The following is a 26,896-nucleotide window of genomic DNA, read 5'->3' on the forward strand; positions in this document are numbered from 1 at the left end:
GGAACCCACCATGCGCAAGTCGTCCATCCGCCGTACCTGCGCGGCCCTCGCCGCCGTCACCTCCCTCGCCCTGGCGGCCACCGCCTGCGGCGGCACCACGAAGGAGGACGTCAAGGACGAGGGCGGCAAGGCCGCCGCCGCGGGCAAGGCCGACCCGAACGCCGCGACGAAGAAGGGGCTGACCGTCGGCTTCCTGCCCAAGCAGGTCAACAACCCCTACTTCACCGTCGCCGACAAGGGCGGCGAGAAGGCCCTCAAGGAGCTGGGCTCCAGCTACAAGGAGGTCGGCACCTCCAGCGGCACCGACACCGCCGGCCAGGTCTCCTACGTCAACACGCTCACCCAGCAGCAGGTCGACGCCATCGCCGTCTCCGCGCAGGACCCGGGCGCCCTGTGCACCGCGCTCAAGCAGGCGATGAAGAACGACATCAAGGTCGTCACCTACGACTCGGACACCAACCCCGAGTGCCGCAACGCCTTCATCTCCCAGGCGTCCGCCGACGACATCGGCCGCACCCAGGTGCAGCAGCTGGCCGAGCAGATCGGCAACAAGGGCGAGATCGCGATCCTGTCCGCCGCGCAGACCGCGACGAACCAGAACGCCTGGATCGAGATCATGAAGGACGAGCTGAAGGACCCGAAGTACAAGGACATCAAGCTGGTCAAGGTCGCCTACGGCGACGACGACGCCCAGAAGTCCTTCCAGCAGACCCAGGGCCTGCTCCAGGAGCACCCGAACCTGAAGGGGATCATCTCGCCGACCACCGTCGGCATCAAGGCCGCCGCCCAGTACCTGTCCGGCTCCAAGTACAAGGGCAAGGTCAAGCTGACCGGCCTCGGCACCCCCAACGACATGCGCAAGTACGTCAAGAACGGCACCGTCGAGGCGTTCGAGCTGTGGGACCCGGCCAAGCTCGGCGAACTGGCCGCGCGCACCGCCGTCGCCCTGTCCTCCGGGCAGATCACCGGCAAGGAGGGCGAGACCTTCAAGGCCGGTGCCATGGGCGAGTACACCATCGGCAAGAACGGTGTGATCGACCTCGGCAAGCCGACCGTGTTCACCGCCGACAACGTCGACCAGTTCGACTTCTAGTCACGAACGTACGGGAGCGGCAGTCCATGCAGCGCGTCTGTTTCCTGCTCAAGGTCCGGAGGGACCGCATCGCGGAGTACCGCGAACGCCACGCCGCCGTGTGGCCGGAGATGTGCGAGGCGCTCTCCGCCACCGGCTGGCACAACTACTCGCTCTTCCTGCGCGACGACGGCCTGCTCGTCGGCTACCTGGAGACCGAGGACTTCGCCGCCGCCCGGTCCGGCATGGAGGCCACCGAGGTCAACGCCCGCTGGCAGGCGGAGATGGGCCCGCTGTTCGAGTCCCTCGACGGGGAACGCCCCGACGAGGCGATGAAACCCCTCACCGAGGTGTTCCACCTCGCCTGACTCAGGCCCCGAGGGGGGCGGCCCGGGTACTGTGTGAAGGTCCCGCGGCCGCCCCCCACACCCACTTCGACCTCGGAGGTCCCTGCCCGATGGCCCATTCCGTGGGTATCAAGGACGTCGCCCGCGCCGCCGGAGTTTCCGTGGGCACGGTCTCCAACGTCATCAACCGCCCCGACACCGTCGCGACCGAGACCCGTGCGCGGGTGCTGTCCGCGATCGACCGGCTGGGCTACGTCCGCAGCGAGTCCGCGCGCCAGTTGCGCGCCGGACGCAGCCGCATCATGGGGCTGCTCGTCCTGGACATGGGCAACCCGTTCTTCGTCGACGTGGCCCGCGGTGCCGAGCGGGCGGCCCGGGAGGCCGGGCTCGGCGTGATGGTCTGCAACAGCGCGCAGAACCCGGGCGAGGAGGCCGAGTACCTCTCGCTCTTCGCCGAGCAGCGGGTCCGCGGCGTCCTGCTCACCCCCGCCGACGCCACCGGCCGCAACATCGAGGGCTTCCGGCGCCACAACATCCCCTTCGTCCTCGTCGACCGCGTCGCCGAGGGCACCACCGAGTGCTCGGTCTCCGTCGACGACGTCGCGGGCGGCGCGCTGGCCGTGCGCCACCTCGTGGACGCCGGGCACCGCTCCATCGCCTACGTCAGCGGCCCGCCCGGCCTCAACCAGGTCCGCGACCGCCGCACCGGTGCCCTCGCCGCGCTCGCCGAGGCCGGGCTCGGCCCCGACGCGCTGCGTGAACTGCCCACCGAGCGTCTCGACGTCGCCGCGGGCCGCGACGCCGGCGCCCGCCTGCTGGGCCTCGCCGAGCGGCCGACCGCCGTCTTCTGCGCCAACGACCTGCTCGCCCTCGGCGTCCTGCAGGCCATGTACGCCGCCGGGGTCGGCGTCCCCGACGACCTCGCGATCGTGGGCTACGACGACATCGAGTTCGCCGCCGCCGCGGCCGTCCCGCTCACCTCCGTGCGCCAGCCCGCCGTCACCATGGGCGCCATGGCCGCCGAGCTGCTCCTGGAGGAGACCGAGCTGGAGGGCACGGACCGGCCCCACCCGCACCGGCGGGTCGTCCTCCAGCCGGAGCTGGTGGTGCGGCGCTCCAGCCTCGCCGCACGCTGATCGGCCGTTCAGTAGGTCCTTCCGTACGATTTCATGATCCCGGGGGTCGGCGGCCCCAGGACGGTGTGCTGAACTGGGACGCGGCCGAAAGCATCGGCCGCCAGATCCGTCCGCCCCGGGAGACCCCTTGAGCGTCAGCTACCGCCAGCCAGGCGTCGTCCTCACCGACCGCCGTTTCACCGTGCCCCTCGATCACGCCGACCCCACCGGGGAGACGATCGAGCTGTACGCCCGCGAAGCCGTCGCGAGCGACAAGGCCGACAAGGACCTGCCCTGGCTGGTCTACCTCCAGGGTGGGCCGGGCTTCGGGGCGAACCGTTTCATCGGCCGGCCCGCGTGGTTCGGCCGCGCCCTGAAGGAGTACCGCGTCCTGCTCCTGGACCAGCGCGGCACCGGCGCCTCCACCCCGGCCAACCGCCAGACGCTCCCGCTGCGCGGCGGCCCCGCCGAGCAGGCCGACTACCTCACCCACTTCCGCGCCGACGCCATCGTCCGCGACTGCGAGGCCATCCGCCCCCAGGTCACCGGCGGAGCCCCCTGGACCGTCCTCGGCCAGAGCTTCGGCGGCTTCTGCACCGTCGCCTACCTGTCGCTGGCCCCCGAGGGCCTGAGCGCCGCGCTGATCACCGGCGGCCTGCCCTCCCTGGACGCCCACGCGGACGACGTCTACCGGGCCGCCTACCCCCGCATCGAGCGCAAGGTCGTCGCGCACTACGCCCGCTACCCGCAGGACGTCGAGCGCGCCCGCCGCATCGCCGACCACCTCCTGACCCACGACGTGGTCCTGCCGAACGGGTACCGCCTCACCGTGGAGGCCTTCCAGTCCCTCGGCATCATGCTGGGCGGCAGCGAGGGCAGCCACCGGCTGCACTACCTGCTGGAGGACGCCTTCGTCCGCACCCCGAACGGGCACGAGCTGTCCGACGCCTTCCAGGAGCAGGCGCAGGGCCTGCTCTCCTACGCGGCCAACCCGCTGTACGCCCTGGTCCACGAGGCCATCTACGGCCAGGACGCCCGGCCCACCGACTGGTCCGCCGAGCGGGTCCGCGCCGAGTTCCCGCGCTTCGACGCCGCGAAGGCCCTCGCGGGCGACGAACCCCTGCTGTTCACCGGCGAGTCCGTCCACCCCTGGATGTTCGACTGCGACCCGGCGCTGCGCCCGCTGCGCGAGACGGCCGAGCTGCTCGCCGCCCGCGGCGACTGGACCCCGCTGTACGACGCCGCCCGCCTCGCCGCCAACGAGGTGCCGGCCGCCGCGGCCGTCTACCACGACGACATGTACGTCGACACCGCCCACGCGCTGAGCACCGCCCGGACGATCCGGGGCCTGCGCACCTGGGTCACCGACGAGTTCGAGCACGACGGCGTGCGGGCCGGCGGCCCCCGCGTCCTGGACCGGCTGCTCGCGCTCGCCCGCGACGAGGCCTGAGCGGCGCCGGGCGCGACGTCCGGGTGGAATCTCCGGGTGGCATGCCGGTGGCGCGGGTTAGTGTGCGGGCATGACGGAGCCGACGATCACGCAACTGGAGCCCATGCCCGGCGACTGGCGCCGCGCCCTCGCCGTCGTGGCCCACCCGGACGATCTGGAGTACGGCTGCTCGGCGGCGATCGCGGCCTGGACCGACGAGGGCCGCGAGGTCGCCTACGTGCTCGCGACCAGGGGCGAGGCCGGCATCGACACGCTGGCGCCCGCCGAGTGCGCCCCGCTGCGTGAGCGGGAGCAGCGGGCGAGCGCCGCCGTCGTCGGGGTGAGCGAGGTGGAGTTCCTCAACCACCGGGACGGTGTCGTCGAATACGGCCCCGCGCTGCGCCGCGACATCGCCGCCGCGATCCGCCGTCACCGGCCCGAACTGGTCATCACCATGAACCACCGGGACACCTGGGGCGGCGTCGCCTGGAACACCCCGGACCACGTCGCCGTCGGCCGCGCCACGCTCGACGCGGCGGCCGACGCCGGCAACCGGTGGATCTTCCCGGAACTGACCGACCGGGGCCTGGAGCCCTGGAACGGGGTGCGCTGGGTCGCGGTCGCCGGTTCCTCCTCGCCCACCCACGCCGTGGACGCCACCCCCGGTCTGGAGCGTGCGGTGCGCTCGCTGCTCGAACACCGCACCTACATCGAGGTGCTGACCGAGGAGGACCCGGAGACGTACGTGCGCGGGTTCCTCACCGGCTTCGCCGAGGCCGCGGGGGAGCGGTTCGGCGGCAGGCCGGCGGTGACCTTCGAAGTCTTCGCCCGCTAGCGGCATGACGGGGGAGCAGGACATGCGGGGAGAGGGCGACATGGGGGGAGAACGGGACATGCGGGGAGAGGGCGGCACGGGAGGAGAACGGGACGTGCGGGGGGAGCGGGAGGCGCGGGGACAGCAGCGTCTCGCGGAGCGCTTCGAGGAGCACCGCGGGCAGCTCAAGGCGGTGGCCTACCGCATGCTCGGCTCCCTGGCCGAGGCGGAGGACGCCGTGCAGGAGGCCTGGCTGCGGCTCGACCGCTCGGAGGCGGACGGCATCGACAACCTCGGCGCCTGGCTGACCACCGTGACCGGCCGGATCTGCCTCGACCTGCTCCGCTCCCGCACCGCGCGCCGCGAGGAGCCGATGACCGAGGGCTTCGACGCCTTCGTGCCCGACCCCGTGCTGCGGGCCCTGCCCCGGGCGGACCCGGAGGCGGAGGCGCTGCACACCGACTCGGTGGGCATCGCCCTGCTGGTGGTGCTGGAGCGGCTGGAACCGGCCGAGCGGCTGGCGTTCGTCCTGCACGACATGTTCGCCGTGCCCTTCGACGACATCGCGCCGGTCGTCGAGCGCAGCCCGGCCGCCACCAGGCAGCTCGCCAGCCGGGCCCGGCGCCGGGTGCGCGACGCCACCCCCGCCGCCGAACCGGACCTCGGCCGTCAGCGCCGGGTGGTGGAGGCGTTCCTCGCCGCCAGCCGCGCCGGTGACTTCGAGGCGCTGGTGTCCGTCCTCCACCCGGACGTGGTGCTGCGGGCCGACGCGGGCGCGCTGGCCCGGGGCGTCGCGGCGTCCAAGGTGGTGCGCGGAGCGCGGACGGTCGCCACCGGGGCCTTCCACTTCCGCCACCTCGCCCCTCTCGCCCACGTCGTCCTGGTCAACGACGCGGTCGGCACCGTCGCCCTGTCCGACGGACGTCCCGTGTCGGTCACCTACGTCACCGTCGCCGACGGCCTCATCACGGGCCTGTACATCCTGTCCGACCCGGAGCGGCTGGCCGGGCTGGACGTGTCTGCGCTGGGGGCCTGACCGGCCGCGCGGGGTCGCCCGCGACCCCGCGCGGCGGCGGCCCGTATCCTCGGCGTCATGCGAGAACACACGGCGGACCGGACGGAGACGCGGGCCGGGGCGGAACTGCGCGGCGACTGCGCGAGCTGCTTCGGCCTGTGCTGCGCCGCCCTGCCGTTCGCCCGCTCGGCGGACTTCGCGATCGACAAGGACGCCGGAACGCCCTGCCCGAACCTCCGCACCGACCACCGCTGCGGCATCCACGCGACGCTGCGGGAGCGCGGCTTCACCGGCTGCACGGTCTACGACTGCTTCGGCGCGGGGCAACGGGTCTCGCAGCTCACCTTCGGCGGCCGGGACTGGCGCGCGGGCCCGCCGGAGCAGAGCCGCCGCATGTTCGACGTGTTCCCGGTCGTCCGCCAACTGCACGAGCTGCTCTGGTACCTGACCGAGGCGCTGACCCTGCCCGCCGCCCGCCCGGTCCACGCCGACCTGCGCGGTGCCCTCGCCGACACCGAACGCCTCGCCGGGGGGACCCCGCAGGAGCTGGCCGCCCTCGACGTGGCCGCACACCGGCAGCGGGTCAACGTGCTCCTGCTGCGCACCAGCGAACTGGTCCGGGCCGGCACCCGCGGCCGGAAGAAGAACCGTCGCAACGCCGACCTGATGGGCGCCCGTCTCAAGGGCGCCGACCTCGCGGGTGCCGATCTGCGCGGGGCCTACCTCATCGCCGCCGACCTCACCGGCGCCGACCTGCGGGGCGCCGACCTGATCGGTGCGGACCTGCGCGACGCCGACCTCACCGACGCGGACCTGACGGGCGCCTTCTTCCTGACCCAGCCGCAGGTCAACGCGGCCAGGGGCGGCCCCGGCACCAGGCTGCCGGACTCAGTCACCCGCCCGGTGCACTGGACAGCCGGGCGCTGAGACGGTGTCCCCGGCAACGTCGGCCGCGCCCGCTCCGCCCGCGTCGGCCGTGCGGCCACCGGGCGCCGGCACGGCCGCGGTCCGCCGGGCCAGGTGCAGGCGCAGTCCCTCCGGCATCAGGGTCAGCCGCTCGGTCACCCGCAGCCGGTAGCCGGGCTCCGGCCGCAGCTCGTAGCGGCGCAGCAGCAGCCCGAGGACCAGCGTGGCCTCGTGCAGCGCGAACTGCCGCCCGATGCACGCCCTCGCCCCGGTCCCGAACGGCTTGAACGTGTGCGGGGCGCGCGACCGTACGGCCTTCGCGTCGAAGCGGTCCGGGTCGAACCGCTCGGCGTCCGCTCCCCACACCTCGGGGTCGCGGTGCAGCATGCCCGTGAGCACCAGCGCCCAGGCCCCGCGGCGCATCGGGTGGGCGCCGCCGAGCACCGTGTCCTCGCGGGCCTCGCGCGCGAATCCCGGCGCGGTCGGCCACAGCCGCAGCGACTCGTCCAGCACCCGGCGCACGTAGCGCAGTTTGGCCACCTGCTCGTAGCCGGGTGCCTCGGTGTCGCCCCACACCCGGTCCACCTCGGCGCGGGCCCGGGCCGCGACGTCGGGGTGCTGGGCGAGGTAGTGCAGGGCGAAGGAGAGCGCGCCCGAGGTGGTCTCGTGACCGGCGACCAGGAAGGTGATGACCTGCCGGCGGACGTTCTCCGGCGACAGCCGCTCACCGGTCTCGGGATGGGCCGTCTCCAGCATCCGGTCGAGCAGGTCGCCGTCGCCGCTGCCGGTTCCGCCGCTTCCGCTGGTCGCGCCGCCCGTGCCGCCGTTCGCCCGGCGTTCACGGACGAGGTCGTCGACCGTGCGGTTGAGGTGGGCGATGTCGGCGGCGTTGCGGCGGCTCGCGTCGCGCAGCAGCCAGGGGGCGAGCGGCGCGGGCACCGTGTTGAGGCGCTGCGCGTAGCCGAGCGTGCCCACCATCGCGGTGACGAAGGGATGGAGGCGGGAGCGTTCGAAGGAGCCGAAGTCGTGGCCGAAACCGGTGCGCGCGATGGTCTCCAGCGTCAGCTTGGTCATGTCGCCGGGCACGTCCACCGCCCGGCCCGACTTCTCGGCCAGGTCCCAGTGGCCGGTGAGCCGCGCGGCCACGTCCAGCATCATCACGTGGTACCCGGCCATGGCCTCGCGGCTGAAGCCGGGCGCCAGCACGTCGTGCGCGAGCTGCCAGTTGGGCTCGTGGTTGTACGCCGTGAACAGCCCGTCCCCGGCCACCGGCCGCAGGTTGGCCACCCCCAGGCCCACGTGCTTGGCGAACCGCGCCTCGTCCGCCAGGTCGGCGGCCAGGGCCGCGCCCCACACGAACACGAACTCCTTGCCGAAGGCCCGCCGCCGGAATATCGGCCCCAGCCGCCGTGCGTACCGCAGCGAGTCCTGCATCGGGGTGCGCCTGCTCGCTCCCACCACGTCTCCGAGCAGGGGCAGCCGGTACGGGGGGTGCGGGATGCGGTGCAGTTCGGGCCAGCCCAGATCGGCGCTGCGGAAGCCCTTCGGCAGTCCGTCCCGGGCCGGTTCCCTCGCTGTCTGGGCCATGACGCGATCTCCCTTGACGCAGCGGCGTGTTGCACGAGCCGAGGCGAGCGTGTTGTACATGGATTCAATAACGCGTCCCAGTCTCGACCCGTTGTTGAACCCGCGTCAAGTAAGGTGCGGGGCATGGCCGCGAACCAGGGCGAGCGCATCCGCCGCCGGCTCAGCACGGGTGAGCGCCGGGAGCAGTTGCTCTCGGTGGGCGCGCGGCTGTTCTCGGAGAGCCCCTACGACGAGGTCTGGATCGAGCAGGTCGCCGAGATCGCCGGCGTCTCCCGCGGGCTGCTGTACCACTACTTCCCGAACAAACGGGACTTCTTCGCGGCGGTCGTCGAGCGCGAGAGCGAGCGCATGCTGCGGATGACGGCGGCCGTGCCCGGCGTCCCGGTCCGTGAGCAGCTCACCGCGGGCCTCGACGCCTACCTGGAGTACGTCCGGGCCCACGCGCACGGCTACCGCGCCTTCCACCGCGCCGACGCGGCGGGGGACCGCGCGGTGCGCCGCGTCTACCAGAAGGCGCTCGCCGCGCAGGAGCGGCAGATCCTCGCCGCCCTCGCCGCCGACCCGGAGTTCGGCCCGGCCTTCGAGGAACGCGGCGACGTGCGGCTCGCGGTGCGCGGCTGGCTGGCCTTCACCACCGCGGTGTGCCTGGAGTGGCTGCGGGATCCGGAGCCCGCCCGCGAGCAGGTGCGGGACCTGTGCGCAAGGGCACTGCTGGGAGCCATCGCGCCCTGACGGCGCCGGTCCGGATGTCGGTTCGAGGGGATGTCATGGTTGGCGCACTCCCCGATCTCCGCTAGGTTAGGTGAGCCTTACCTAATGAACTGTGAACGGAGGTTGGGATGGGTGACAGCCACACCTGGACGGCAGCGCCCGGCGCGGCGGAACAGGCCCGTTCCGTGCTCGCCGCCGCCTGGTCCTGTGCGGTGACCGCGGAGGGCGGCCGCGAGGAGTTCGTCGGCGCGCACACCGTGGCCGACGACGGCCGGGTGCTCCTGCGCGTGCCCGAGGACAGCGCGCTGCTCGCCGCGGCGGTGTGCGCGCCCCGCGGAGAGCCGTCCGGGGTGCTGGAGTTCGCCGACGTGGCGCCCGTCCCGGTGCGGGGCCGGATCAGGGCCCGGCTCTGGCTCGCCGGCTGGTTCGCCGTGACGGACGGGCACCTGGCCTTCCGGCCCACCCGGGTGGTGCTGCGGCGGCCGTCCGGCGCCGTGGTGGTCGACGTCGAGGAGTTCACCGCCGCGAAGCCCGATCCGCTGGCCCTGGCCGAGGCGCGGCTGCTGACCCATCTCGCCGACTGCCACGACGACGCCGTGCAGCGGCTGACCCGGCTCGTCGATCCGGACAGCCTGCACGGAGCGGTCCGGGTGCGGCCGCTCGCCGTCGACCGGCACGGGCTGACCCTGCGCGTCGAACGCGTCCGTGACCACGGCGACGTACGCCTGCCGTTCCACGCGCCCGCCGACGAGATCGCGCAGCTCACGGAGCGGGTGCACGTGCTCCTCGCGCAGGCGGCCGCCGTCTCCTGCCCGCGGGCCCTACAGCGGCAGCGCACAGACGGCGGCGGGTGAGGCGAAGGGCTCTCCCGTGCGCCGCAGTCCGCCGTCGCCGGCGCCCACCCGGAACGTGCTGACGGTGCCCGACCGCTGGTTGGCCGCGAACAGCAGCCGGCCGTCCGGGGAGAAGGCGATCTGCCGGGGGAAGACGCCGCCCACCGGCACGGTGCCGAGGAGCCGGAGCCGGGCACCCTCCGCCTCCACCGCGTACCGCGTGACGCTGTCGTGCCCCCGGTTGGCGAGGAAGGCGTACGCGCCGTCGGAGGTCACCAGGATCTGCGCCGGGTAGTTGGCGCCGGTCCCCGGGGCCGACGGCGCGCCGGTGGACTGGGGCTCGCCGACGGCCAGCCGTCCCGTCCGCGGATCGTACGCGCAGACCGCGACGGTGTTGTCGACCTCGTTGGCCACGTAGGCGTGGCGTCCGGCGGGGTGGAAGGCGAGGTGCCGGGGACCGGAGCCCGGCCGGGTCCGGGCCCGCGAGACCTCCACGAGGGTCCCCGCGCCCTCGTCCAGACGGTAGGTGTACACGGTGTCCGTGCCGAGGTCCACGGCGAGGACATGGGCCCCGTCCGGGGCGGTGACGACCTGGTGGGCGTGCGGACCCCGCTGTCCCGGGCCCGGCGGGGGAGTGGAGTGCGTGACCAGGCCGGTGCGTTCTCCCAGCGCGCCGGAGGCGTCGACCGGGTGTACGGCGACGCTTCCGGAGCCGTAGTTGGCGCTGAACAGCCAGCGCCCGCTGGGGTGCACCGACAGGTGGCAGGGCGCCGCGCCGCCGGTGCTCCGGCTGCCCAGCACCCTGCGGTCCGACAGCCGGACGGCGGTCACCGCCCCCTCCTCGCGCTCGTTCACCGCGTACACGGTCCGGCCGTCGGGATGCACCGCCAGGTACGAGGGGTCGTCGACCTCGGCGAGGAGGCCGCTCTTGGTGATCCGGCCAGTCGCGGGGTCGTACGCCGCGAGTCCGACGCCCCGGCCGCCGCCCTCGGCGGAGGTGTAGGTGCCGAGGAGGAGCGGGCGCCGGCCGGAGGACCCCCGCTCCCTGCCGGACGCACCGCCGCTCGCCCGGGGCGCGGTGGGCGCCGCGGCCGGCGCCTGCGTCTCCGCCGGGCCGCCGCACGCCGCCGCGGGAGTGCCGCCGCCGCGGCGGCGGTCCGGGCGAGGAGCCCGACCAGCCGCCGCCTGCTCCAGCCGACCCCGTCCATGCCGCCCTCCCGTACCCGTACCGGCCCTCGCGCCGCTACCAGTCCCCGTCCTGCACCGGCTTGCCCGGCGCGTCCCCCAGCGGGTGGACCTGGCCGGGCGCGGGCGGCTGCCAGGACTCGTGGTCGTCGCCGATCCAGTCCCCGACCGGCTTCACGTCCTGCAACGGCCCGGTGGGCGCGAGGTCGTGGGCGTCCTGGTCGTAGTAGTCGTACCAGGGCAGGCCGGCCCGGGTGTACGCGGCCCGGTCCACGGGGGACGGCGGCGGCGCCTCGCCGGTGATGCGGCGCCACTCGGGCGGCGTCACCAGGTGCACGAAGACCCGGCCCGCCGGACGCTCGGCCCAGTCCGTCGGCGGCCGCTGGTCGCGGTACACCTCCTGGCGCATGGAGCCGCCGACGCCGAGGCCCATGGCGGGCGCCGACCGGGGCCGGGCCGCACCGCCGTACGCCGGGGCCGCGCCCGGCGCGGCCGGTGCCGACGCCGGTGCCGGAGCGCCGAGTGCCCCGCCCGGACGGGCCGCCCTGCGGGCCGTTTCCGCACGGCGCCGCTCCTCCTCGCGCCAGCGGGCCAGCTCGGTGTCGTTGAGGGTGAACGCCTGCAACTGGACGCCTCCCCAGACCTCCTCGCCGGTGACCTGGCCCTCGACACTCGCCCCCATGCCGAGCGGCACCGCCACGAACTGACGGACCGTGCCGGTCCCGGAGTTGATGCCGTCCAGCCAGGGCTGGCGGGGAAGCACCACGTAGTTCTGCGGGTCCCGGGACAGCCGGTCGCTCCAGGGCCTGCCCGAGACCGCGCACACCTTGCCCACCCCCACCTGGAGCGCGGCGGGCTCCCGAGTGCCCGCGAAACTCAGCCACATGGCCTCCCGCAGGTACACCGGCAGCATCACGCCGCCCCGCGCCCGCCACTCCTCGGGCACACTGCCGGCGTAGTCGGCGACCCGGCGGACCGGGAACTCGCCGAGCCCGGGCGGCAGCGGATGCGTGCCCGTCTCGGGCAGCCGCAGGGTGCGTATGAAGCGGACCGTCGCCCCGCCCGGCAGCGACAGCCGGTTCCCGTCGATCCGCACACTGGTGTCGGTCATCCGAACGCCCCCTCATTCGCCGTTGACGCGCCTTCGCCGGCCGCGCGCGCCTCGTCCTTCCTCAAGAGGAACGCCGCGCGGCGGTGTCGCGGTTCCGCCCGCGCGGGCCGGCCCGCAGCCGGTCGCGCGTCCGGTCCCGCAGCCGGGTCAGCCGCGGCATGCGCTCACGCTGCTCACGCGTGTGGCGGTCCAGCTCCTCCAGGAGCCGGCGGGAGCGGTGCTCGGTGTCCATCTCGTCGATGATCCGGTTCACCTCGGCCAGCACCGCGCCGCGCAGCTGCCACTGGGTGGCGTCGCGCCGGACCTCCTCCAGCAGCAGGTCGGCCAGCCTGTCCCGGGTGGCCGCGGCCTGGCGCAGCTCGGTGGCCAGACGCTCCTCCGCGGACTCGGCGTTCTCGCTGGCGTTGCTGGTGACCAGCACCGAGAAGCTGACCACGGCGTCGGCGATCTCGGACAGCAACTGCTGGACGGCGGCGCCCGTCTCCGGCGCGAACAGGGGCTCCGGCTCGCGCTCCTTGGCGAGGTCGGTGAAGCTGCGCGCGAGGACCCGCATGACCACCGTGCAGATCTCCAGGGTGTCCAGGCCGGTACGGAGCACGACCCGGTGCAGCAGCCCCTCGCGCACCCGGGGATTGAACCGCAGGCTGTCCTCGGCCTGGCGCAGGTCCTCGTCCACCTCGCCGATGTCGTGGTCGAGCCGGCGGGCCTCGTGCAGCCGGGCCGCCGCCTCGTGGAAGGGCGTGCTCCCCGCCGCCTCCTCGCCCATCCGCAGCAGCAGTTGGCGCACCTGCCGGGCCAGTCCCACGACGGACTCGCCGGCCTGCTCCACCCACACCGGAGGCGCGAGGATCAGGTTGAAGACCAGACCGACGATCGCCCCGATCAGGGTCTCCACCACCCGGGCCCAGGCCAGGCTCCCGTGCGAGGTGACGCCGAGCACCAGCATCGCGCTGATCGCCACCTCGGCGGTGAACTCCTCGGCGCGCACCAGGTGCCCGACGCCCAGCGCCGCCACGATGATCAGGGCCAGGCTCCACCAGCTGAGCCCGACCAGCTGACTGAAGGCGATCGCGACCAGGACACCCGCGACCACGGCGTTCACCCGGCGGAAGCTCATCTTCAGCGTGGCGTACAGGGTGACCTGGACGACCAGCAGCGCGGTCAGGGGCGCGGTGAGCGGTGCCGCCGACTTGTCGGGGGTCAGCCGCACCGCGATGACATAGGCGATCGACGCCGCGGCGGCGGAGCGCAGGGCCTGTACGACCATGGGGTCCCGCAGCCACTTCACCCGCCGCAGAGCCGTCCTCGCGGCCTCAAGCACATCCCGCATCCTCGGGCTGTTCCCTTCCGCAGGCGCCTCGAACGTGTCCGATCAGGACGGTAGCCGGACGCGGGCGGCCGGACCCCCTCTCACGCGCCGGGCGCCGCCGGACGGGTCAGCCGGTCACCTTGGCGACGAACGCGGACAGATTGCCCAGCGTGCGGGCGACCTGTTCCTCCAGGGTGAGGCTCTCCTCGAAGCGGGCGCCGCTCTGCGACACCTTCTTGCCCCGCAGATACAGGGAACAGGCGAGATCGGTGCACATGTACAGGCCGACCGAGTTGCCCTCACGGCCGGCCGCTCCGGCCTTGCGTGCCGTCATCAGGGCCACGCCGCCCCGGGGATGGGTGGTCAGGCACAGCGCGCACATACTGCGCTGGAAGAAGCCGCTCCGGGCCGGCTGGAAGCGCAGCGCCACACCGGTGGGGCGCCCGTCGAGGTCGGCGACCAGATAGCTGCGGTCGGGCGCCCCGGGGTCCCGCCAGCCGAGGAAGTCGAGATCGTCCCAGGGGCGCTCGTCCAGGTCGCGGGGGACGGCCAGCCGCTTGGCCTCGCCCTTCGAGCAGTTGATGAAGGAGGTGCGGACGTCCTGCTCGTCGAGTGCTCTCACGGGAGCCTCCCCTGGATCGAAGGAACCTAGGATCTCTAGGTTTTCGCCTAGCGTAGATAGCCTACGGACGGAGTCGCCACCGGATTTCGGGGAGGCGAGTTCATAGCATGAATTAAGAGCAAAGGGAAGTCGCGTGCGGTCGTCCGGCGGAGGTATCTTGCAGACCGGGCACGGGTACGGGAGGAGCCACATGGCGGGGCGGAACGGGCGCACGGTGCGCGACCTCAGGAGGGCCAACCGTACGGCCGTGCTGCAACGGCTCTACTTCGACGGACCGCTCAGCCGCTTCGAGCTGGGTCCGGCGACCGGCCTCAGTTCGGGTTCCGTCAGCAACGTGGTCGCCGATCTCGTCGCCGACGGACTGGTGGAGGAGGCCGGCAGCGTCGACTCCGACGGCGGCAGGCCCCGCACCCTGCTGCGGGTGGCCCCCGCCAGCGGACACATGATCGGCGTGGACGTCGGCGAGACCCGGGTGCGGGTCGAGCTGTTCGACCTCACGCTCACCGAACTCGCCCGTGCCGAACGCCCGCTGGCCCCGCAACGGCACGACGTCGACGTCATCGTCGGACACGTCCGCGACGGCATCGCCGAGGTGCTGGCCACGACCGGACTGCCGCCCGAGCGGCTGCTCGGCGCCGGGATCGGCGTCCCCGGCATCGTCGAGCACACCGCCGACCGCGGTGCCGTGGTGCACGGCCAGACCATCGGCTGGGACGCGGTCCCGCTGGAGGCCCTGCTCCGCGCCGGCTCGCCACTGCCCGACACCGTCCCGTGCCTCATCGACAACGGCGCCAAGACCCTCGGCCAGGCCGAGATGTGGTTCGGCGCGGGCCGCGGTGCCCGCAACGCGGTCGTGGTCCTCTTCGGCTCCGGTGTCGGCGCCAGCCTGGTCACCCCCGAGGCCGAGCAGGGCCGGGCGGTCGAATGGGGGCACCTGACGGTCCGGGTCAGGGGGCGCCGCTGCCGCTGCGGAGCACTCGGCTGCCTGGAGGCGTACGCCGGTGCGGAGTCGCTGCTGGCCCGCTGGCGGGAGGAGGGCGGCCGGGTGCCCGAGGGCACCGACGAGGAGACCGCCCTCACCGCGATGCTCGCCGCCGCCTACCCGGCCGACGGCGCGGCGGCCGACCCGGTGGCGCTCGCCGTCCTGGAGGAGGCCGCCGAGTACCTGGGTGCGGGCCTGTCCGACCTGATCAACCTCTTCCAGCCGGAGCGCATCCTCATCGGCGGCTGGGCCGGCCTCCAGCTCGGTGCCCGTTTCCTGCCCGCCGTACGGCGCCACGCCGTGTCGTACGCGCTGCGCCATCCCGCCCGGAAGGTGACGGTCGACCTGGGGCGGCTCGGCCCGGACGCCGTCACCGTCGGCGCCGCGATCCTGCCCCTGGCCGACTTCTTCGCCCGCGGCGGCAGACGCCCCGAACCGGCCCCCGAGTACCCGGTCCCGGCCTGGCGGACGGCGCTCGAGGAGCGGGCGCCGCACTGAGGTTTCGCCGGTCGCCGCGGAGGTACCCGACGTCGCTCCGAGGCCGTCGGCCGCTCCGAGGGCCCTCGGACGACCCCGGGCGGCCTCGTGCGGCCCGGGGGCCAGGAGACCCACGGGAAGGGAGCGCGCCGTGTCCGACCACCGCCACGAAGGGCCGGGTGAGAACGGTGCCCCCGTCCCGCGCGACATGCCCGACCAGCAGGCCGGTGACCACGACGACCCGTGGGAGGCCGCCTCGCCCACCCGCGAGCAGAGCGAGCACCGGCAGGCCCCGGACGGCGAACGGCCCGAGGACGACGCGGAGAGCGCCGGTGACGCGGAGACGGGACCCGTGCCCGACGTACCCGACACCGACGAGGCGGGCACGGGCCGGCAGGGTGCACCGCACTCGGCCGCCGTGCACCCCGAGCACCCGGTGCCCGACGAGTCCTCCGGCTGAGGCCCGGCGGCCCCGGTGGACCCGGGGCGAGGTCGGCCGGGGGCCGGCCCGCGCGGCTCAGCCGACCTTGCGTCCGCGCATCGGCTCCGTGTCCGCCCCCGCGCCCTGCCGCAGTCCCCGCAGGAACTCCTCCAGCACCTCCGTCGCGGTGCGCGTCGCGCGCCAGCCCAGCTCCACCCGCGCCCGTGTGCAGTCCATGACCGGCAGCCGCAGCACCGCGTCGAACAGGTGCGGCGAGGCGGGCAGCAGCCGCATCCCCCACGCGGCCGCTATCGCCGAGCGGGCCGCGGCGCGCGGCAGGCGCACCGGACGCACCCCGAGCAGTTCGCCGAGCAGTTCGGCGTCCACCGGCGGCTCGGCCGCGAGATTGAACGCGCCCCGGGCGTCCGCGGACCGCACCGCCAGCCGGTAGGCCCGGGCCGCGTCGTCCGTGTGCAGGGCCTGTACCCGCAGACCGGGGACGTCCGGCAGGAACGGGAGCAGCTCCGGACGAGCCGCCGGTCCCGGCAGGAACCGGCCGCCGAAGATCCGGCGCTGCTCGCTGGCCGACTCCCGCTTGAAGAGGAAGGCCGGCCGCATCCGCACCACCCGGATCCCCGGGTGATCGCGTTCGAAGGTGTCCAGGGCCCGTTCCAGATAGGCCTTCTCCCGGCAGTACGCGGCGTCCGGCCAGCCGTGCGTCGGCCAGGACTCGTCCACCGCGTGGTTCTTCGGTCCCGGCGAGTACGCGCCGACCGACGAGGCGTGCACCAGCGCCGGCACCCCGGCCGCGGCCACCGCCTCGAACACCCGGATCGAGCCGAGCACGTTCGTGCGCCAGGTCGTCGCCGGGTCGTGCGTCGGCTGGAACGCCCAGGCCAGATGGACCACCGCGTCGGCGCCCGCGAAGTGGCCCGTCAGGTCGCTCTGCTCCGAGGCCAGGTCGACCGCGGCCCACTCCGTCTTCGCGGGCGACCAGTCGGGGATCCGCCGGGCCAGCCCCAGCACGGTCCCCACCTCCGGATCCTCGGAGAGAAGCCGCACCACGCTGGTACCCACGTTGCCCGTGGCGCCCGTGACCACGATCCTGCTGCCCGTTGCGCTGCTCACCCTGTGCTCCTCTCGGCCACCTGCCCGTGCGGAGAGCACCGGGTACCCGCGGCCGGGGAAGGGCACGCAAGGAGAAGCCCCGACCGCGACGGGGGAATCACGATCGGGGCGGTGCGAGGTGGATACGGACGGCGGTCGCCTCGCGGCGAAAGGCTCCACAGGGCTTCAGCCGAACGATCGTCCCTGTGGGCAATAGGTGGGGCCCGGGGACACTGTCCCGTCCGTACCCACGTCCTGTTCAACGGTGAACCACCGGCCGGTGTTCCACCGTCTGTCGTGGTTTGGGGTGATGTGTGTCACTGCTCGGTGGACTCACGGGGCTCGGGCACGATCTCGGCCCACAGGTTCTCCGCCTGCAGCAGCAGCGTGCCGAGCACCGCGGTCCGGGCGGCGCCCTGCCCGGCGTGCTCCCGCAGTCCCTCCTGGAGCCGCCGGTGCAGCTCCTCCATCGTCTCCTCGGTGGCCGTCGTCGGATCGGCCTCGGTCCGCTCGCCCGCCCACCGGCCCGCCTCGGTGTGACAGGCGTCGCCGATCAGCCGCAGCAGGCGCGCGTACAGGTCCAGGACCGGACCCTCGGGCGGTGCGGGCGTCCGGTGCTCGTCGGCCGCCACCGCCAGGGTCCGGGTCAGCGCGCCGAGGTTCCCGGTGACCCGGCTCCACCGCCGGTCCTCGTCCTCCGGCGGCACGACGGTGGGCCCGCGGTGCAGCCGCCGCAGCCGGCCCGAGGTCAGCCGCAGGCTCTCCCGGCTCCACGACCGGGCGGAGTACAGCGCCTCCAGCCGCCGCTCGAGCCGTGCCGCGTCACTGGACCAGCCGGCCGCGCTCTGCGCGTCCCACTGGGTCTCCCGCAGGTCGGCGGCGACGGAGTGCAGGAGGTCGCCCGCCTCCCGGGCCAGCGCCGCGAGGTTCTCCCGCACGTCCCGCAGGTGGATCGGCGGCAGTACCAGGGCGTTGACCGCCACGCCGATGACCGCCCCGAGCGCCGCCTGCCCCACCCGGTGGCCGACCGCGGCGGCCGACACCGCCGTGCCGGAGGCCAGGACGAACACCGCCGTGGTGGCCGCGTAGATGCCCTGGCCGCCGAACCGCGACCAGTTCGCCACCAGCATCAGCACCGGCAGCGACAGCACCAGCGCCCCCGTGTTGTCGTCCGTGATCGCCTGCGCCGCCGACGCCAGCACCGCGCCGGCGCAGATCGCCGCGAACTGCTGCCCGGCCTGCCGCACCGAGCTGTAGACGGTGGCCTGCACCAGGACCAGCGCCACCCAGGGGGCCATCAGCGCCATCGGGTCGCCCAGCCACACGCCCGCCACGGTCCAGGCGATCAGCGCCGCGCCCGCGGCCTTGAGCGACTGCACGACCAGGTCGCGCTCCCGCCCCGGCCCCCGCCAGGCGGCGCGGACGGCCCGTCCGACGGCACACGCCTCCCACCACACCGCGGCCGCGGGCCGCCGTCCCCGGAGTGCCTCCCGGAGGGTGTGTGTCACAGCGCTCATGCGGTGCCGGACGTGCGATCGAGCGGCCGACCCGTCTCGGTGCCCGGGCGGCGGGGCGGGCGAGGGGATCGCGGCGGGGACGTGCGGGGCAGGGACCGGTGCCTCATGCCAGCGGGCTCCCGTGCAGCGAGGCCAGCAGGTCGGCCGGATCGGCGTAGACCGCCTCCGCTCCCGCCTCCTCCAGGTCGGCGCGGGGCAGACCGCCGCACAGCACGCCCACGCACCGCACTCCGGCGCGGCTGCCCGCCTGCATGTCCCAGACGGTGTCGCCGACGAAGACGGCCCGCTCGGCCGGTACCCCGGCCAGCTCCAGGGCGTGCTCGACCGGCTCCGGGGCGGGCTTGCCCGCGTCCACGTCGTCGGCGCTCGCGGTGGCGTCGATCGCGTCGTCCGCGTCGATCGCGCGCCGCAGTGCGCCCAGCTCCGACCCGCCCGCCGAGGTGGCGAGCACCACCTTCCAGCCGTCCGCGGCCAGGCGGCGCAGCAGGTCCCCGGCGCCCGGCAGCGCCGGCAACCGGTCGAAGTACTGTCCGTACAGGGCCTTGTGCGCGGCGCTCAGCGCCGCGTCCTGCTCCTTGTCCCGGTCCTCGCCGAGCAGCCGGGCGACCAGGTCGCCCGAGGCCAGGCCCACGGCCCGGTGCACGGCGTGCATCGGCACCCGGTGCCCCGCCTGCCGGAACGCCTCCCACCAGGTGGTCACGTGCAGGTGATTGGTGTCGACGAGGGTCCCGTCGACGTCGAACACGGCCGCCCGTTCCATGCGCTGTCCCCTTCCCGGCCCCTTCAGCCCGTTGATCGGCGGGCGGGTACCACGTCAGCGGCCCGTCACTCCGGACGGCGTACGGCCCTCACGCGTCCAGGCCAGCAGCTCGCCCAGGGACCAGGTGGTGACCACGCGCTCCGGGGGCACCCCGCACTCCTCGGCCCGGGCGCACCCGTGGATCTGCCAGTCCAGCTGACCCGGCGCGTGCGCGTCGGTGTCGATCGAGAACAGCACGCCGGCCGCCACCGCACGGCGCAGCAGCCGCCGCGGCGGGTCCAGCCGCTCCGGGCGGCTGTTGATCTCCACGGCCGTGCCGGACTCCGCGCACGCGGCGAACACCTCGTCCGCGTCGAACGCCGACTCCGGGCGCCCCCGCCCGGTCAGCAGCCGGCCGGTGCAGTGCCCGAGCACGTCCGCGTGCGGATCGCGGACGGCGGTCACCATCCGGCGGGTCATCGAGCGGGCGTCCATCCGCAGCTTGGAGTGCACGGACACGACCACCACGTCGAGCCGCTCCAGCAGCTCCGGCTCCTGGTCGAGCGAGCCGTCGTCGAGGATGTCGCACTCGATGCCGGTCAGCAGCCGGAACGGGGCCCAGGTGGCGTTCAGCTCCGCCACCACGTCCAGTTGCTCGCGCAGCCGCGCCGGGGAGAGCCCGCGGGCCACCGTCAGCCGCGGGGAGTGGTCGGTCAGAGCCGCCCACTCGTGCCCGAGCGCGGCCGCGGTCCGGCCCATCTCCTCGATCGGGCTGCCGCCGTCGGACCAGTCCGAGTGCAGATGGCAGTCGCCGCGCAGCCGCTCCCGCAGCCGTTCACCGCCCCGGGCGAGCGGGGAGTCCGCCTCGTCCTCCAGCTTCGCCAGGTAGCCGGGCATCTGGCCGTCCAGCGCCTCGCGCGCCACCTGCGCCGTCTTGGGGCCGACCCCCTTCAGGGACTCCAGTGAACCCGCCCGCTCGCGCAGCTCGGCCAAGGACAGCCCACCGAGCACCCCCGCGGCGGTACGGAAGGCCCGGACACGGTACGTCGGTGCCTGGGCCCGCTCCAGGAGGAACGCGATCCGCTCCAGTGCCTCGACGGGGTCCATCGCCACCTCCTCGTGCGCCCTCGACCGCTCCCCACCGGACTCCACCGGCATGTCCAGGGTTCCCCAGGGCACCGGGACCCGCACCACGAGCCGGGCGGCCCACCCGTCCCGGACCGCCCGGGTCCTCGCTCGCGCGGGTTGCGGCCTACCCTCTAGGCATGACCGAGATCGACAGCCCGCACATCGGCAGTCCGCGGATCCTCGTGCTCGGGGTGCAGGCGGGCCCGCCCCCGTTCCGGATCGTGGAGATCGACGGCCAGGTGGTCGGTGAGGCCAAGGCCGTCACCGACGTCCTGGAGGCCGCCGCCGCGTTCGGCATCACGGTCCACGACCTGGACGACCCGGACGTGGTCCGCTGGGTGGGTGGGGACAAGTTCACCTGGAAGCCGCGCTAGGCGGAGCGCCCGCAGGAGCCCCCGCCCCCGCCCGGCGCCTCAGCCGACCGTCCACTTCTGGTTGGCGCCGCCCGTGCAGGTCCAGATCTGCAGCCGGGTGCCGTTGGCCGAGTTGTTGCCGGCGACGTCGAGGCACTTGTCGGCCTGGGGATTGACGATGTCGCGCGCGGCGGTGACGACCCAGCGCTGGGCGGCGCTGCCGTTGCAGTCCCACAGCTGGACGACCGTGCCGTCCGCCGTGCCGCCGGCGTTGACGTCCAGGCACTTGCCGAGCGCCCGGACCGTGCCGTCGGAGCCCACCGTCCACCGCTGGGCCGCCGTGCCGTTGCAGTCGTAGAGCTGTACGGGCGTGCCGTTGGCGGTGTTCGCCGCGGCGACGTCCACACACTTGCCGGCCAGGCCCCGGATCGCGCCGCCGGTGGGGGAGTCGCCCGTCGTCACCGACACGTGGTCGACGACGAGGGTCTGCGGGAAGACCGTGGAGCCGTCCGGGTCGCCGGGCCAGTAGCCGCCGACCGCCAGGTTCAGGATCAGGAAGTACGGCCTGTTGAACACCCACTGCTTCCCGCCCAGGTCGGCCGGGGTGCGCCGCTGGTAGACGGTGCCGTCCACCGACCAGGTGATGGAGTCGGGCGCCCAGTCGACGGCGAAGGTGTGGAAGGCGTCCGCGAAGGCCTGGCCGCCCGGCAGGGTGTATCCGGCGCCGATGCCGCCCGAGCCGGAGTAGCCGGGGCCGTGGAGGGTGCCGTGCACGGTGGACGGCTCGAAGCCGACGTTCTCCATGATGTCGATCTCGCCGGAGTCCGGCCAGTTCACCGGGGTGCCCAGCATCCAGAACGCGGGCCACATGCCCTGGCCGCGCGGCACCTTCATCCGTGCCTCGACGTGGCCGTACTGCGCCGTGAACTTCCCCGAGGTGTTGAGCCGGGCGGAGGTGTACTGGCAGGTGCCGTACCAGCACTGGTAGTTGGCCGGGTTCTCCTTGCGGGCGGTGACGACCAGGTGCCCCTGGCCGTCCAGGGCCGCGTTCTTGTTGCCGGAGGTGTAGTACTGCCGTTCGTGGTTGTTGACGTTGTCGCCGGTCTCGATCTGCCACTTCGAGGAGTCGACGGCCGCCCCGGCCGGGCCGTCGAAGGTGTCGGAGAAGGCCACGGCGGCCGCCGCGGAGGACGAGGCGGGCCCGGCGGCCCGGGAGGTTTCCGGGTCCGCCTGGGCGGGGCCGGTCACGAGGGAAGCGGCCAGCCCGGCGGACAGGGCGGCGGCGAGGAGGCATCTGCGGAGCAGGCGTGGGCGGGCCACGGCTCTCCCTTCCGTACGGCGCCTCGCGCGAAGGCGCCGACCGAGGTGGGGGGTTGGGGGTGACGCCTCTTTATTCAAGTAGTGAGATAAGGGTCGGTCAATACCTTGGTACGGACCGGATGACCCGGTCTCAGGTACGTCCCCCGCGCGCGTGCACCGTACGGCTCATGCGCCGGCCGAGGAGCAGGTATCCGATCAGCGCCCCAGCGGTGTTGAGGATGACGTCGTCGACGTCGAAGGCCCGCCCGGTGACCAGGACGCCCTGCGCGGACTCCACCAGCAGCATCACGACGGCGGTCAGCGCCAGCACGCGCAGCACCCCGCGCGTGCGCGGGGCGACGACCGGGACCAGGACGCCGAACGGCACGCCGAGCAGGATGTTCCCGCCGATCTGTTTGACCGCGTCGCGCAGGGCCGGCTGGTCCAGATAAGCCTTCAGCGAGCGGCCCGGATGCAGGTTGGTGTGCGTCAGGGCCTCGGACGCGGGGGAGGGCTGCAGGGTCAGCCGCGCCAGCACCACCGCGAACGCCACCATGAAGACGAACGCGCACGCCGTCGCCAGCAGCCGCAACGGCAGGGCGAGGGTGTGCCGTTCGGGACGGTCGCCGTCCCGCGGCTTGCCGGCGCGGGGGTGCGGCCGCGAACGTGGTCGTGGGACGGCGCGAGCCATGTCGGTCCTCCAGTCGTCAACTTCCCCGCGTGGTAGCGCGGTTACCCGCCGAACCGCCGAGGATGCCCGGCGAACCGCGCGCCCCCGCGCACAGCTGTCCGGTTTTCCCTCCCCCGGCCGGGGCACTCCGGCCGGGGGTGCCGCCGCGCGCCGCCGTCGGCCGCCGCTCGCACGGTGCTTGGATGACGGCGAAGCCGGAACAACAGTGACAAAAGGGGTGCTTGTGCGCAGCCGTAGGACACTCCTCGCCGCTGCCGAGGTGGCCGCGTGGTGGGTACCGCTCACCGCGCTCTGGCTGGTCCTCGTCAGCACCGTCGACCCCCTGGAACTGGCCGTGGGCGCGGGCGCCTCGGCCCTGACGGCGCTCGTCGCACGGGCCGCGCGGCGGGCGGTGACCGGCCCGTGAACGGCTGGCTCCTCGCCGCGGCCTTGGTGCTCGCCGCAGGAGTCGGAGCCACCCTGTGGGGGGTGGTGACCGGCCCCCTGCGCCGTCGCGCCGCCGCTCAGAACCTGTCCAGCGCGCTGGCCTGCCCCGCCCTCCTGCTGTTGGCCCAGGGCTACGAACGGCCCGCGTACGTCGACCTCGCCCTCGTGCTCGCCGTCCTCGGGCCGGTGGGCACACTCGTCTTCGCCCGGCTGCTCGCCGACGAACTGGCCGACGACCCGCCGCACGCCCGGGGCCCGACCCTCACGGCGGCGGTCCTCGGCGCCGCGGTCGTGGTGGCGGTGGGCGTGGCCACCGGACCGGGCAGGGCCCTGGTCAAGCTGCTGGTCGTCGGGGCACTGCTGGTCGGCGGCAACCTGGTCGCCTCCCGGGCGCTCGCGGGCGGGATGCAGGAGGGCCGCCGTGACTGAGGCCGTGATCGTCCTCGCGCTGCTGCTGGTCGCCGTGTCCGCCACGGCGGCGGTGGCGGTCCGCGACCCCGTGCGCCAGTCGCTGGTGCTGGCCGTCCTCGGCGTCGTCCTCGCCGTGCTGTTCACCGTGCTCCAGGCACCCGACGTCGCCCTGTCGCAGCTGGCGGTGGGCTCCGCCCTGACACCCCTGTTGCTGCTGCTGACGGTCCGCAAGGTGCGCCGGCGCGGGCAGCGCGGACACGAGGACGGCGGGCACGGCGACGGCGGGCACGGCGGCCACGGCGGCCACGGCGGCCCTGCCGGGCGGCGCGGACGGGAGAGCGGCCGGTGAGCCCCCGTACGCGGCTGTGGCTGGTGGCCGTGGGCGGCGCCGGTCTCGCCGCGCTCCTCGTGGCCGCCTGCCTCGACCTGCCCCGTTTCGGCGGCGACCGGCACCCCTACGGCGACCGGGCCGTCGAGGCGTCCCTGAGCCGGCACACCGCCAACACCGTCGCCTCCGTCACCTTCGACCAGCGGGCCTTCGACACGCTCGGCGAGATGAGCATCCTGTTCGCGGCGGTCCTCGGCTGCGTGGTCCTGCTGCGCCAGACCCGCGACGAGCACCGGGCCCGCCCCGAACCGGCCGCCGTCTCCCGGCCGGTGCGCCGCTACGCCCTGCTCGTGCTGCCGGTCGCCCTGCTGACCGGCCTCTACGTCGTCGCCCACGGCCAGGTCAGCCCCGGCGGCGGCTTCCAGGGCGGCGTGGTCGCCGCCACCGCCCTGCACCTGCTCTACCTGGGCGCCGACTACCGCGCCCTCGAACGCGTACGGCCCCTCGTCCCGTACGAAACGGGGGACGCGCTCGCCGCCTCCGCCTACCTCGTCACCGGCCTGGCCGCCCTGCTCGGCGGCTCCGCCTTCCTCGCCAACACACTGCTCCCGTACGGCACGTTCAACACGCTCGCCTCCGCCGGTACCGTCCCGCTGCTGAACGCCGCGATCGGCATGGAGGTCGCCTGCGCGGTCGTCGTCCTGCTCGCCGGGTTCCTGGACCAGGCCGTGGAGATCGTGGACGAGGGCGAGAACGCCCAGGCACACGACGACCCCGACCAGCGCGGAAAGTGAGAGCCCCATGTCCGAGCCGACGCACGTGCTGCCCTACCTGGTGGCCGCCTGGGTCTTCCTGGCCGGCTGCTACGGCCTGGCCACCAGCCGCGACCTGGTCCACGCCGTGGGCTGCCTCTCCGTGTGCCAGGCCGCCACCTACGTCCTGCTGCTGGCCGTCGGCTACCGAGACGGCGCCACCGCACCGGTCTTCTCCGACCTCGCACCCGGCTCCCGGCCGGTGGTCGACCCCGTGGTCCAGGCCCTCGCCCTCACCGATGTCGTCGTCGGCGCCACCGTCACCGCCCTCCTGCTGGCCCTGGTCGTCCAGGTCGCCAAGCGGCACGGCACGGTCGACCCCGACGAACTGAGCGAGCTGCGCGGCTGATGCACCACCTGCTGCCGCTCCTCGTCGCCCTCCCACTGCTGGGCGCCGCCCTGCTCGCCGCCTGCGGCCGGCTCGTCCCGCGCCCCGTCGCGGAGGGCGCCGCCTGCGCCGTCGCGGCCGGTACCGCGGTGCTCGCGGTCCTCCTGCTGACGCACTCCTCGCCGCCACTGACCGAGTGGGTGGGCGGCTGGGAGCCCGTGGCGGGACACAGCGTCGGCATCGCCCTGACGGGTGACGGCCCCGGACTCGGCACGGCCGCGCTGGTGTCCGTGCTGACCCTCGCCGCCCTCGCCTACTCCTGGCGCTCCTTCGACGAGCCGCCGCACGGCCACGCCGGGGCGTTTCCGGCGCTCGTGCTGGTCTTCCAGGCCGGCATGTGCGGCTTCGTGATCGCGGGCGACCTGTTCAACGCGTTCGTCTGGTTCGAGCTGATGAGCGTCGTCGCCTACGCCCTGACCGGCCACCGGGTCGAGGAGGCCAGGGCCGTGCAGGGCGCGCTGACCTTCGCCGTGGTCAACTCCCTGGGCGCCTACGCCCTGCTCATGGGCATCGCGCTGCTCTACGCCCGAACCGGCGAACTCGCCCTGGCCCGGATCGGCGGCGCGCTGGACGCCCACGGCCCGCCCGACGCGCTGGTGCTGACCGGCTTCGTCCTCGTGCTGACCGGCCTGTTGGTCAAGGCGGCCGCCGTCCCCTTCCACTTCTGGCTGCCGGACGCGCACGCGGTCGCTCCCACCCCGGTGTGCATGCTGCTGTCCGGCGTCATGGTCGAGCTGGGCGTCTTGGGCGTCTGGCGTGTCTACGACACCGTGTTCTCGGGCCCCGGCGGACTGCCCGCCACCGACGCGGAGCGGGTGCTGACCGTGCTGGGCGCGCTGACGGCGGCGCTCGGCGCGCTGATGTGCTGGCACCAGCGGCACATCAAACGGCTCCTCGCGTACTCGACGGTCGCGCACACCGGCCTGTTCCTGCTCGGCATCGGCACCCTCACGCCCGAGGGCGACGACGGCGTCGCGCTGTACGTCGTCGGGCACGCCGGGGTGAAGGCCGCGCTGTTCGCCTGCGCCGGGATCCTCCTCGACCGGTACGGCAGCGTCGACGAACACGTCCTGCACGGCCGCGCCCGTCCGCTGCGCGGCGTCGGCGCGATGGTCGTCGTCGGCGCGCTGGGCCTCGCGGGACTGCCGCCGTTCGGCACGGCGCTCGGCAAGTCCGTCACCGAGGAGGCGGTGGGCGGCCCGCTCACCGTGCTCTACGTCCTGGCGAGCGCGGTCACCGCGGCCGCCGTGCTACGGGTCGCGGCCCGGGTGTTCTGGGGCCTGGGCCCCGCACCCGAGGACGCCGGCGCAGGGGGCGGGGCCGACGCGTACGAGACGACCGGCGCGGGGGAGGAGCCGGAGACCCGCCGGCCGCTCGGCCGGGTGCCCGACACCATGACGGCCGTTCCCGCCCTCCTGCTGGCCGGGGCCCTCGCGGCCGGTGCGGTCCCCGGCTTCGGCACCGCGGTGGCCCGCGCCATGAGCGAGGCCACCTCGGCCGGTCTGGTCCACACCTCCGTGCACTGGACGCCCCTGGGCGTCGGCCTGGGACTCCTGTCGACCGTCCTGGCCGTGGTGCTGGCCGCCGTCGCCGTCGGCCGTCCCGGGCTGCTCGCCGTACCGGACTGGGTGCTGCCGCTGCGGCGGCTGCAGTCCGGGCACGTCGGCGACTACGTGGCGTGGCTGCTGGTCGGCACCGCCCTGCTGGGGGCACTGGCCTTCCCCGGCGTGCTGTCCGGGTGAGCCGGGCGTCACCCCGGGC

Annotated in this window: 28 protein-coding genes and 1 pseudogene; 18 read left to right on the top strand and 11 right to left on the bottom strand. The window is 74.3% G+C overall.

Annotation, left to right across the window (positions count from 1 at the left end; translation table 11 throughout):
- The first annotated feature begins 10 nt into the window (after nt 1–10).
- The 7 genes from rhaS to Sru02f_RS15990 all read left to right on the top strand — a co-directional run bounded on the left by rhaS (nt 11) and on the right by Sru02f_RS15990 (nt 6,719).
- Nucleotides 11–1,093, top strand: a complete 1,083-nt coding sequence (gene rhaS / locus Sru02f_RS15960; RefSeq protein ID WP_109030685.1) for a rhamnose ABC transporter substrate-binding protein — start codon at nt 11–13, stop codon at nt 1,091–1,093.
- 26 nt (nt 1,094–1,119) lie between these two features.
- Nucleotides 1,120–1,440 (top strand): L-rhamnose mutarotase, encoded by a 321-nt coding sequence (locus Sru02f_RS15965; RefSeq protein ID WP_109030686.1) that lies wholly within the window; start codon nt 1,120–1,122, stop codon nt 1,438–1,440.
- A gap of 89 nt (nt 1,441–1,529) precedes the next feature.
- Complete coding sequence (locus tag Sru02f_RS15970) at nt 1,530–2,555, top strand: LacI family DNA-binding transcriptional regulator (protein ID WP_059296846.1); 1,026 nt, start codon at nt 1,530–1,532, stop codon at nt 2,553–2,555.
- Between the two features lie 127 nt (nt 2,556–2,682).
- The gene (locus tag Sru02f_RS15975; RefSeq protein ID WP_109030687.1) at nt 2,683–3,984 is read left to right on the top strand and encodes an alpha/beta fold hydrolase; all 1,302 of its coding nucleotides are present in this window, start codon (nt 2,683–2,685) and stop codon (nt 3,982–3,984) included.
- Between the two features lie 70 nt (nt 3,985–4,054).
- On the top strand, nt 4,055–4,798 hold the full coding sequence (locus Sru02f_RS15980) for a PIG-L deacetylase family protein (RefSeq protein WP_109030688.1): 744 nt from the start codon (nt 4,055–4,057) through the stop codon (nt 4,796–4,798).
- Nucleotides 4,799–4,820: 22 nt separating this feature from the next.
- Entirely contained in the window at nt 4,821–5,813 is a 993-nt protein-coding gene (sigJ, locus tag Sru02f_RS15985) for an RNA polymerase sigma factor SigJ (protein WP_109030689.1), read from the top strand.
- 57 nt (nt 5,814–5,870) lie between these two features.
- Nucleotides 5,871–6,719: a pentapeptide repeat-containing protein gene (locus Sru02f_RS15990; protein WP_109030690.1), complete on the top strand. Its 849-nt coding sequence runs from the start codon at nt 5,871–5,873 to the stop codon at nt 6,717–6,719.
- On the opposite strand, the gene Sru02f_RS15995 is transcribed toward Sru02f_RS15990, so the two are convergent.
- On the bottom strand, nt 6,681–8,285 hold the full coding sequence (locus tag Sru02f_RS15995) for a cytochrome P450 (protein WP_109030691.1): 1,605 nt from the start codon (nt 8,283–8,285) through the stop codon (nt 6,681–6,683). The two genes, Sru02f_RS15990 and Sru02f_RS15995, sit on opposite strands and share 39 nt — an antisense overlap.
- Nucleotides 8,286–8,408: 123 nt before the next feature.
- Here Sru02f_RS15995 and Sru02f_RS16000 point away from each other — a divergent pair, with 123 nt between their 5' ends.
- Complete coding sequence (locus Sru02f_RS16000; protein WP_164275233.1) at nt 8,409–9,017, top strand: TetR/AcrR family transcriptional regulator; 609 nt, start codon at nt 8,409–8,411, stop codon at nt 9,015–9,017.
- Between the two features lie 107 nt (nt 9,018–9,124).
- Nucleotides 9,125–9,850: a DUF2470 domain-containing protein gene (locus tag Sru02f_RS16005; protein WP_109030693.1), complete on the top strand. Its 726-nt coding sequence runs from the start codon at nt 9,125–9,127 to the stop codon at nt 9,848–9,850.
- Here Sru02f_RS16005 and Sru02f_RS16010 read toward each other — a convergent pair.
- The 4 genes from Sru02f_RS16010 to Sru02f_RS16025 form a co-directional block, all read right to left on the bottom strand.
- Nucleotides 9,818–11,023 carry a lactonase family protein gene (locus Sru02f_RS16010; RefSeq protein WP_373103722.1) on the bottom strand — a complete coding sequence of 402 codons (1,206 nt, stop codon included), beginning with the start codon at nt 11,021–11,023 and terminating at the stop codon, nt 9,818–9,820. The two genes, Sru02f_RS16005 and Sru02f_RS16010, sit on opposite strands and share 33 nt — an antisense overlap.
- Nucleotides 11,024–11,072: 49 nt before the next feature.
- Entirely contained in the window at nt 11,073–12,125 is a 1,053-nt protein-coding gene (locus Sru02f_RS16015; protein ID WP_109030695.1) for a hypothetical protein, read from the bottom strand.
- 61 nt (nt 12,126–12,186) lie between these two features.
- On the bottom strand, nt 12,187–13,455 hold the full coding sequence (locus Sru02f_RS16020; RefSeq protein ID WP_174855030.1) for an FUSC family protein: 1,269 nt from the start codon (nt 13,453–13,455) through the stop codon (nt 12,187–12,189).
- Between the two features lie 106 nt (nt 13,456–13,561).
- Complete coding sequence (locus tag Sru02f_RS16025; RefSeq protein WP_109030696.1) at nt 13,562–14,056, bottom strand: FBP domain-containing protein; 495 nt, start codon at nt 14,054–14,056, stop codon at nt 13,562–13,564.
- A gap of 190 nt (nt 14,057–14,246) precedes the next feature.
- Between Sru02f_RS16025 and Sru02f_RS16030 the strand changes: the two genes are divergently transcribed.
- The gene (locus Sru02f_RS16030) at nt 14,247–15,536 is read left to right on the top strand and encodes an ROK family transcriptional regulator (protein ID WP_109030697.1); all 1,290 of its coding nucleotides are present in this window, start codon (nt 14,247–14,249) and stop codon (nt 15,534–15,536) included.
- Between the two features lie 130 nt (nt 15,537–15,666).
- Nucleotides 15,667–15,975 carry a hypothetical protein gene (locus tag Sru02f_RS16035; RefSeq protein WP_109030698.1) on the top strand — a complete coding sequence of 103 codons (309 nt, stop codon included), beginning with the start codon at nt 15,667–15,669 and terminating at the stop codon, nt 15,973–15,975.
- Nucleotides 15,976–16,032: 57 nt separating this feature from the next.
- On the opposite strand, the gene Sru02f_RS16040 is transcribed toward Sru02f_RS16035, so the two are convergent.
- The 4 genes from Sru02f_RS16040 to Sru02f_RS16055 all read right to left on the bottom strand — a co-directional run bounded on the left by Sru02f_RS16040 (nt 16,033) and on the right by Sru02f_RS16055 (nt 20,406).
- Nucleotides 16,033–17,064 carry an SDR family oxidoreductase gene (locus Sru02f_RS16040; protein ID WP_109030699.1) on the bottom strand — a complete coding sequence of 344 codons (1,032 nt, stop codon included), beginning with the start codon at nt 17,062–17,064 and terminating at the stop codon, nt 16,033–16,035.
- Between the two features lie 296 nt (nt 17,065–17,360).
- Nucleotides 17,361–18,560, bottom strand: a complete 1,200-nt coding sequence (locus Sru02f_RS16045) for an FUSC family protein (RefSeq protein ID WP_174855031.1) — start codon at nt 18,558–18,560, stop codon at nt 17,361–17,363.
- A gap of 103 nt (nt 18,561–18,663) precedes the next feature.
- Nucleotides 18,664–19,320, bottom strand: a complete 657-nt coding sequence (locus Sru02f_RS16050; RefSeq protein ID WP_109030700.1) for an HAD family hydrolase — start codon at nt 19,318–19,320, stop codon at nt 18,664–18,666.
- A 54-nt stretch (nt 19,321–19,374) separates the two neighbouring features.
- The gene (locus Sru02f_RS16055; protein ID WP_174855050.1) at nt 19,375–20,406 is read right to left on the bottom strand and encodes a PHP domain-containing protein; all 1,032 of its coding nucleotides are present in this window, start codon (nt 20,404–20,406) and stop codon (nt 19,375–19,377) included.
- A 158-nt stretch (nt 20,407–20,564) separates the two neighbouring features.
- On the opposite strand from Sru02f_RS16055, the gene Sru02f_RS16060 reads away from it, so the two are divergent.
- Nucleotides 20,565–20,801, top strand: a complete 237-nt coding sequence (locus tag Sru02f_RS16060; protein ID WP_109030702.1) for a hypothetical protein — start codon at nt 20,565–20,567, stop codon at nt 20,799–20,801.
- 39 nt (nt 20,802–20,840) lie between these two features.
- Here Sru02f_RS16060 and Sru02f_RS16065 read toward each other — a convergent pair whose 3' ends face one another.
- Together Sru02f_RS16065 and Sru02f_RS16070 are read right to left on the bottom strand one after the other, a co-directional pair.
- Nucleotides 20,841–22,100 (bottom strand): glycoside hydrolase family 16 protein, encoded by a 1,260-nt coding sequence (locus tag Sru02f_RS16065; RefSeq protein WP_109030703.1) that lies wholly within the window; start codon nt 22,098–22,100, stop codon nt 20,841–20,843.
- Between the two features lie 130 nt (nt 22,101–22,230).
- Entirely contained in the window at nt 22,231–22,770 is a 540-nt protein-coding gene (locus Sru02f_RS16070; RefSeq protein WP_109030704.1) for a VanZ family protein, read from the bottom strand.
- A 223-nt stretch (nt 22,771–22,993) separates the two neighbouring features.
- Here Sru02f_RS16070 and Sru02f_RS16075 point away from each other — a divergent pair, with 223 nt between their 5' ends.
- From Sru02f_RS16075 to Sru02f_RS16100, 6 genes and pseudogenes are all read left to right on the top strand, one after another.
- A complete protein-coding gene (locus tag Sru02f_RS16075) occupies nt 22,994–23,176 on the top strand; it encodes a hypothetical protein (RefSeq protein WP_109030705.1) in 183 nt (60 codons plus the stop codon).
- Nucleotides 23,173–23,625 carry an MrpF/PhaF family protein gene (locus Sru02f_RS16080; protein ID WP_109030706.1) on the top strand — a complete coding sequence of 151 codons (453 nt, stop codon included), beginning with the start codon at nt 23,173–23,175 and terminating at the stop codon, nt 23,623–23,625. Before Sru02f_RS16075 ends, Sru02f_RS16080 begins: the two co-directional genes overlap by 4 nt.
- Nucleotides 23,618–23,866 (top strand): annotated as a pseudogene (locus Sru02f_RS16085) (hydrogenase subunit MbhD domain-containing protein); the annotation flags it as partial. The gene Sru02f_RS16080 and the pseudogene Sru02f_RS16085, both read left to right, overlap by 8 nt.
- 86 nt (nt 23,867–23,952) lie before the next feature.
- On the top strand, nt 23,953–24,729 hold the full coding sequence (locus Sru02f_RS16090; RefSeq protein WP_109030708.1) for an MnhB domain-containing protein: 777 nt from the start codon (nt 23,953–23,955) through the stop codon (nt 24,727–24,729).
- A 7-nt stretch (nt 24,730–24,736) separates the two neighbouring features.
- Complete coding sequence (locus tag Sru02f_RS16095) at nt 24,737–25,096, top strand: sodium:proton antiporter (RefSeq protein WP_109030709.1); 360 nt, start codon at nt 24,737–24,739, stop codon at nt 25,094–25,096.
- Entirely contained in the window at nt 25,096–26,877 is a 1,782-nt protein-coding gene (locus tag Sru02f_RS16100) for a complex I subunit 5 family protein (protein WP_109030710.1), read from the top strand. The genes Sru02f_RS16095 and Sru02f_RS16100 overlap by 1 nt, the downstream gene beginning before the upstream one ends.
- Nucleotides 26,878–26,896: the final 19 nt, after the last annotated feature.

The sequence above is a fragment of the Streptomyces rubrogriseus genome (genome assembly GCF_027947575.1).
Lineage (GTDB): Bacteria > Actinomycetota > Actinomycetes > Streptomycetales > Streptomycetaceae > Streptomyces > Streptomyces rubrogriseus.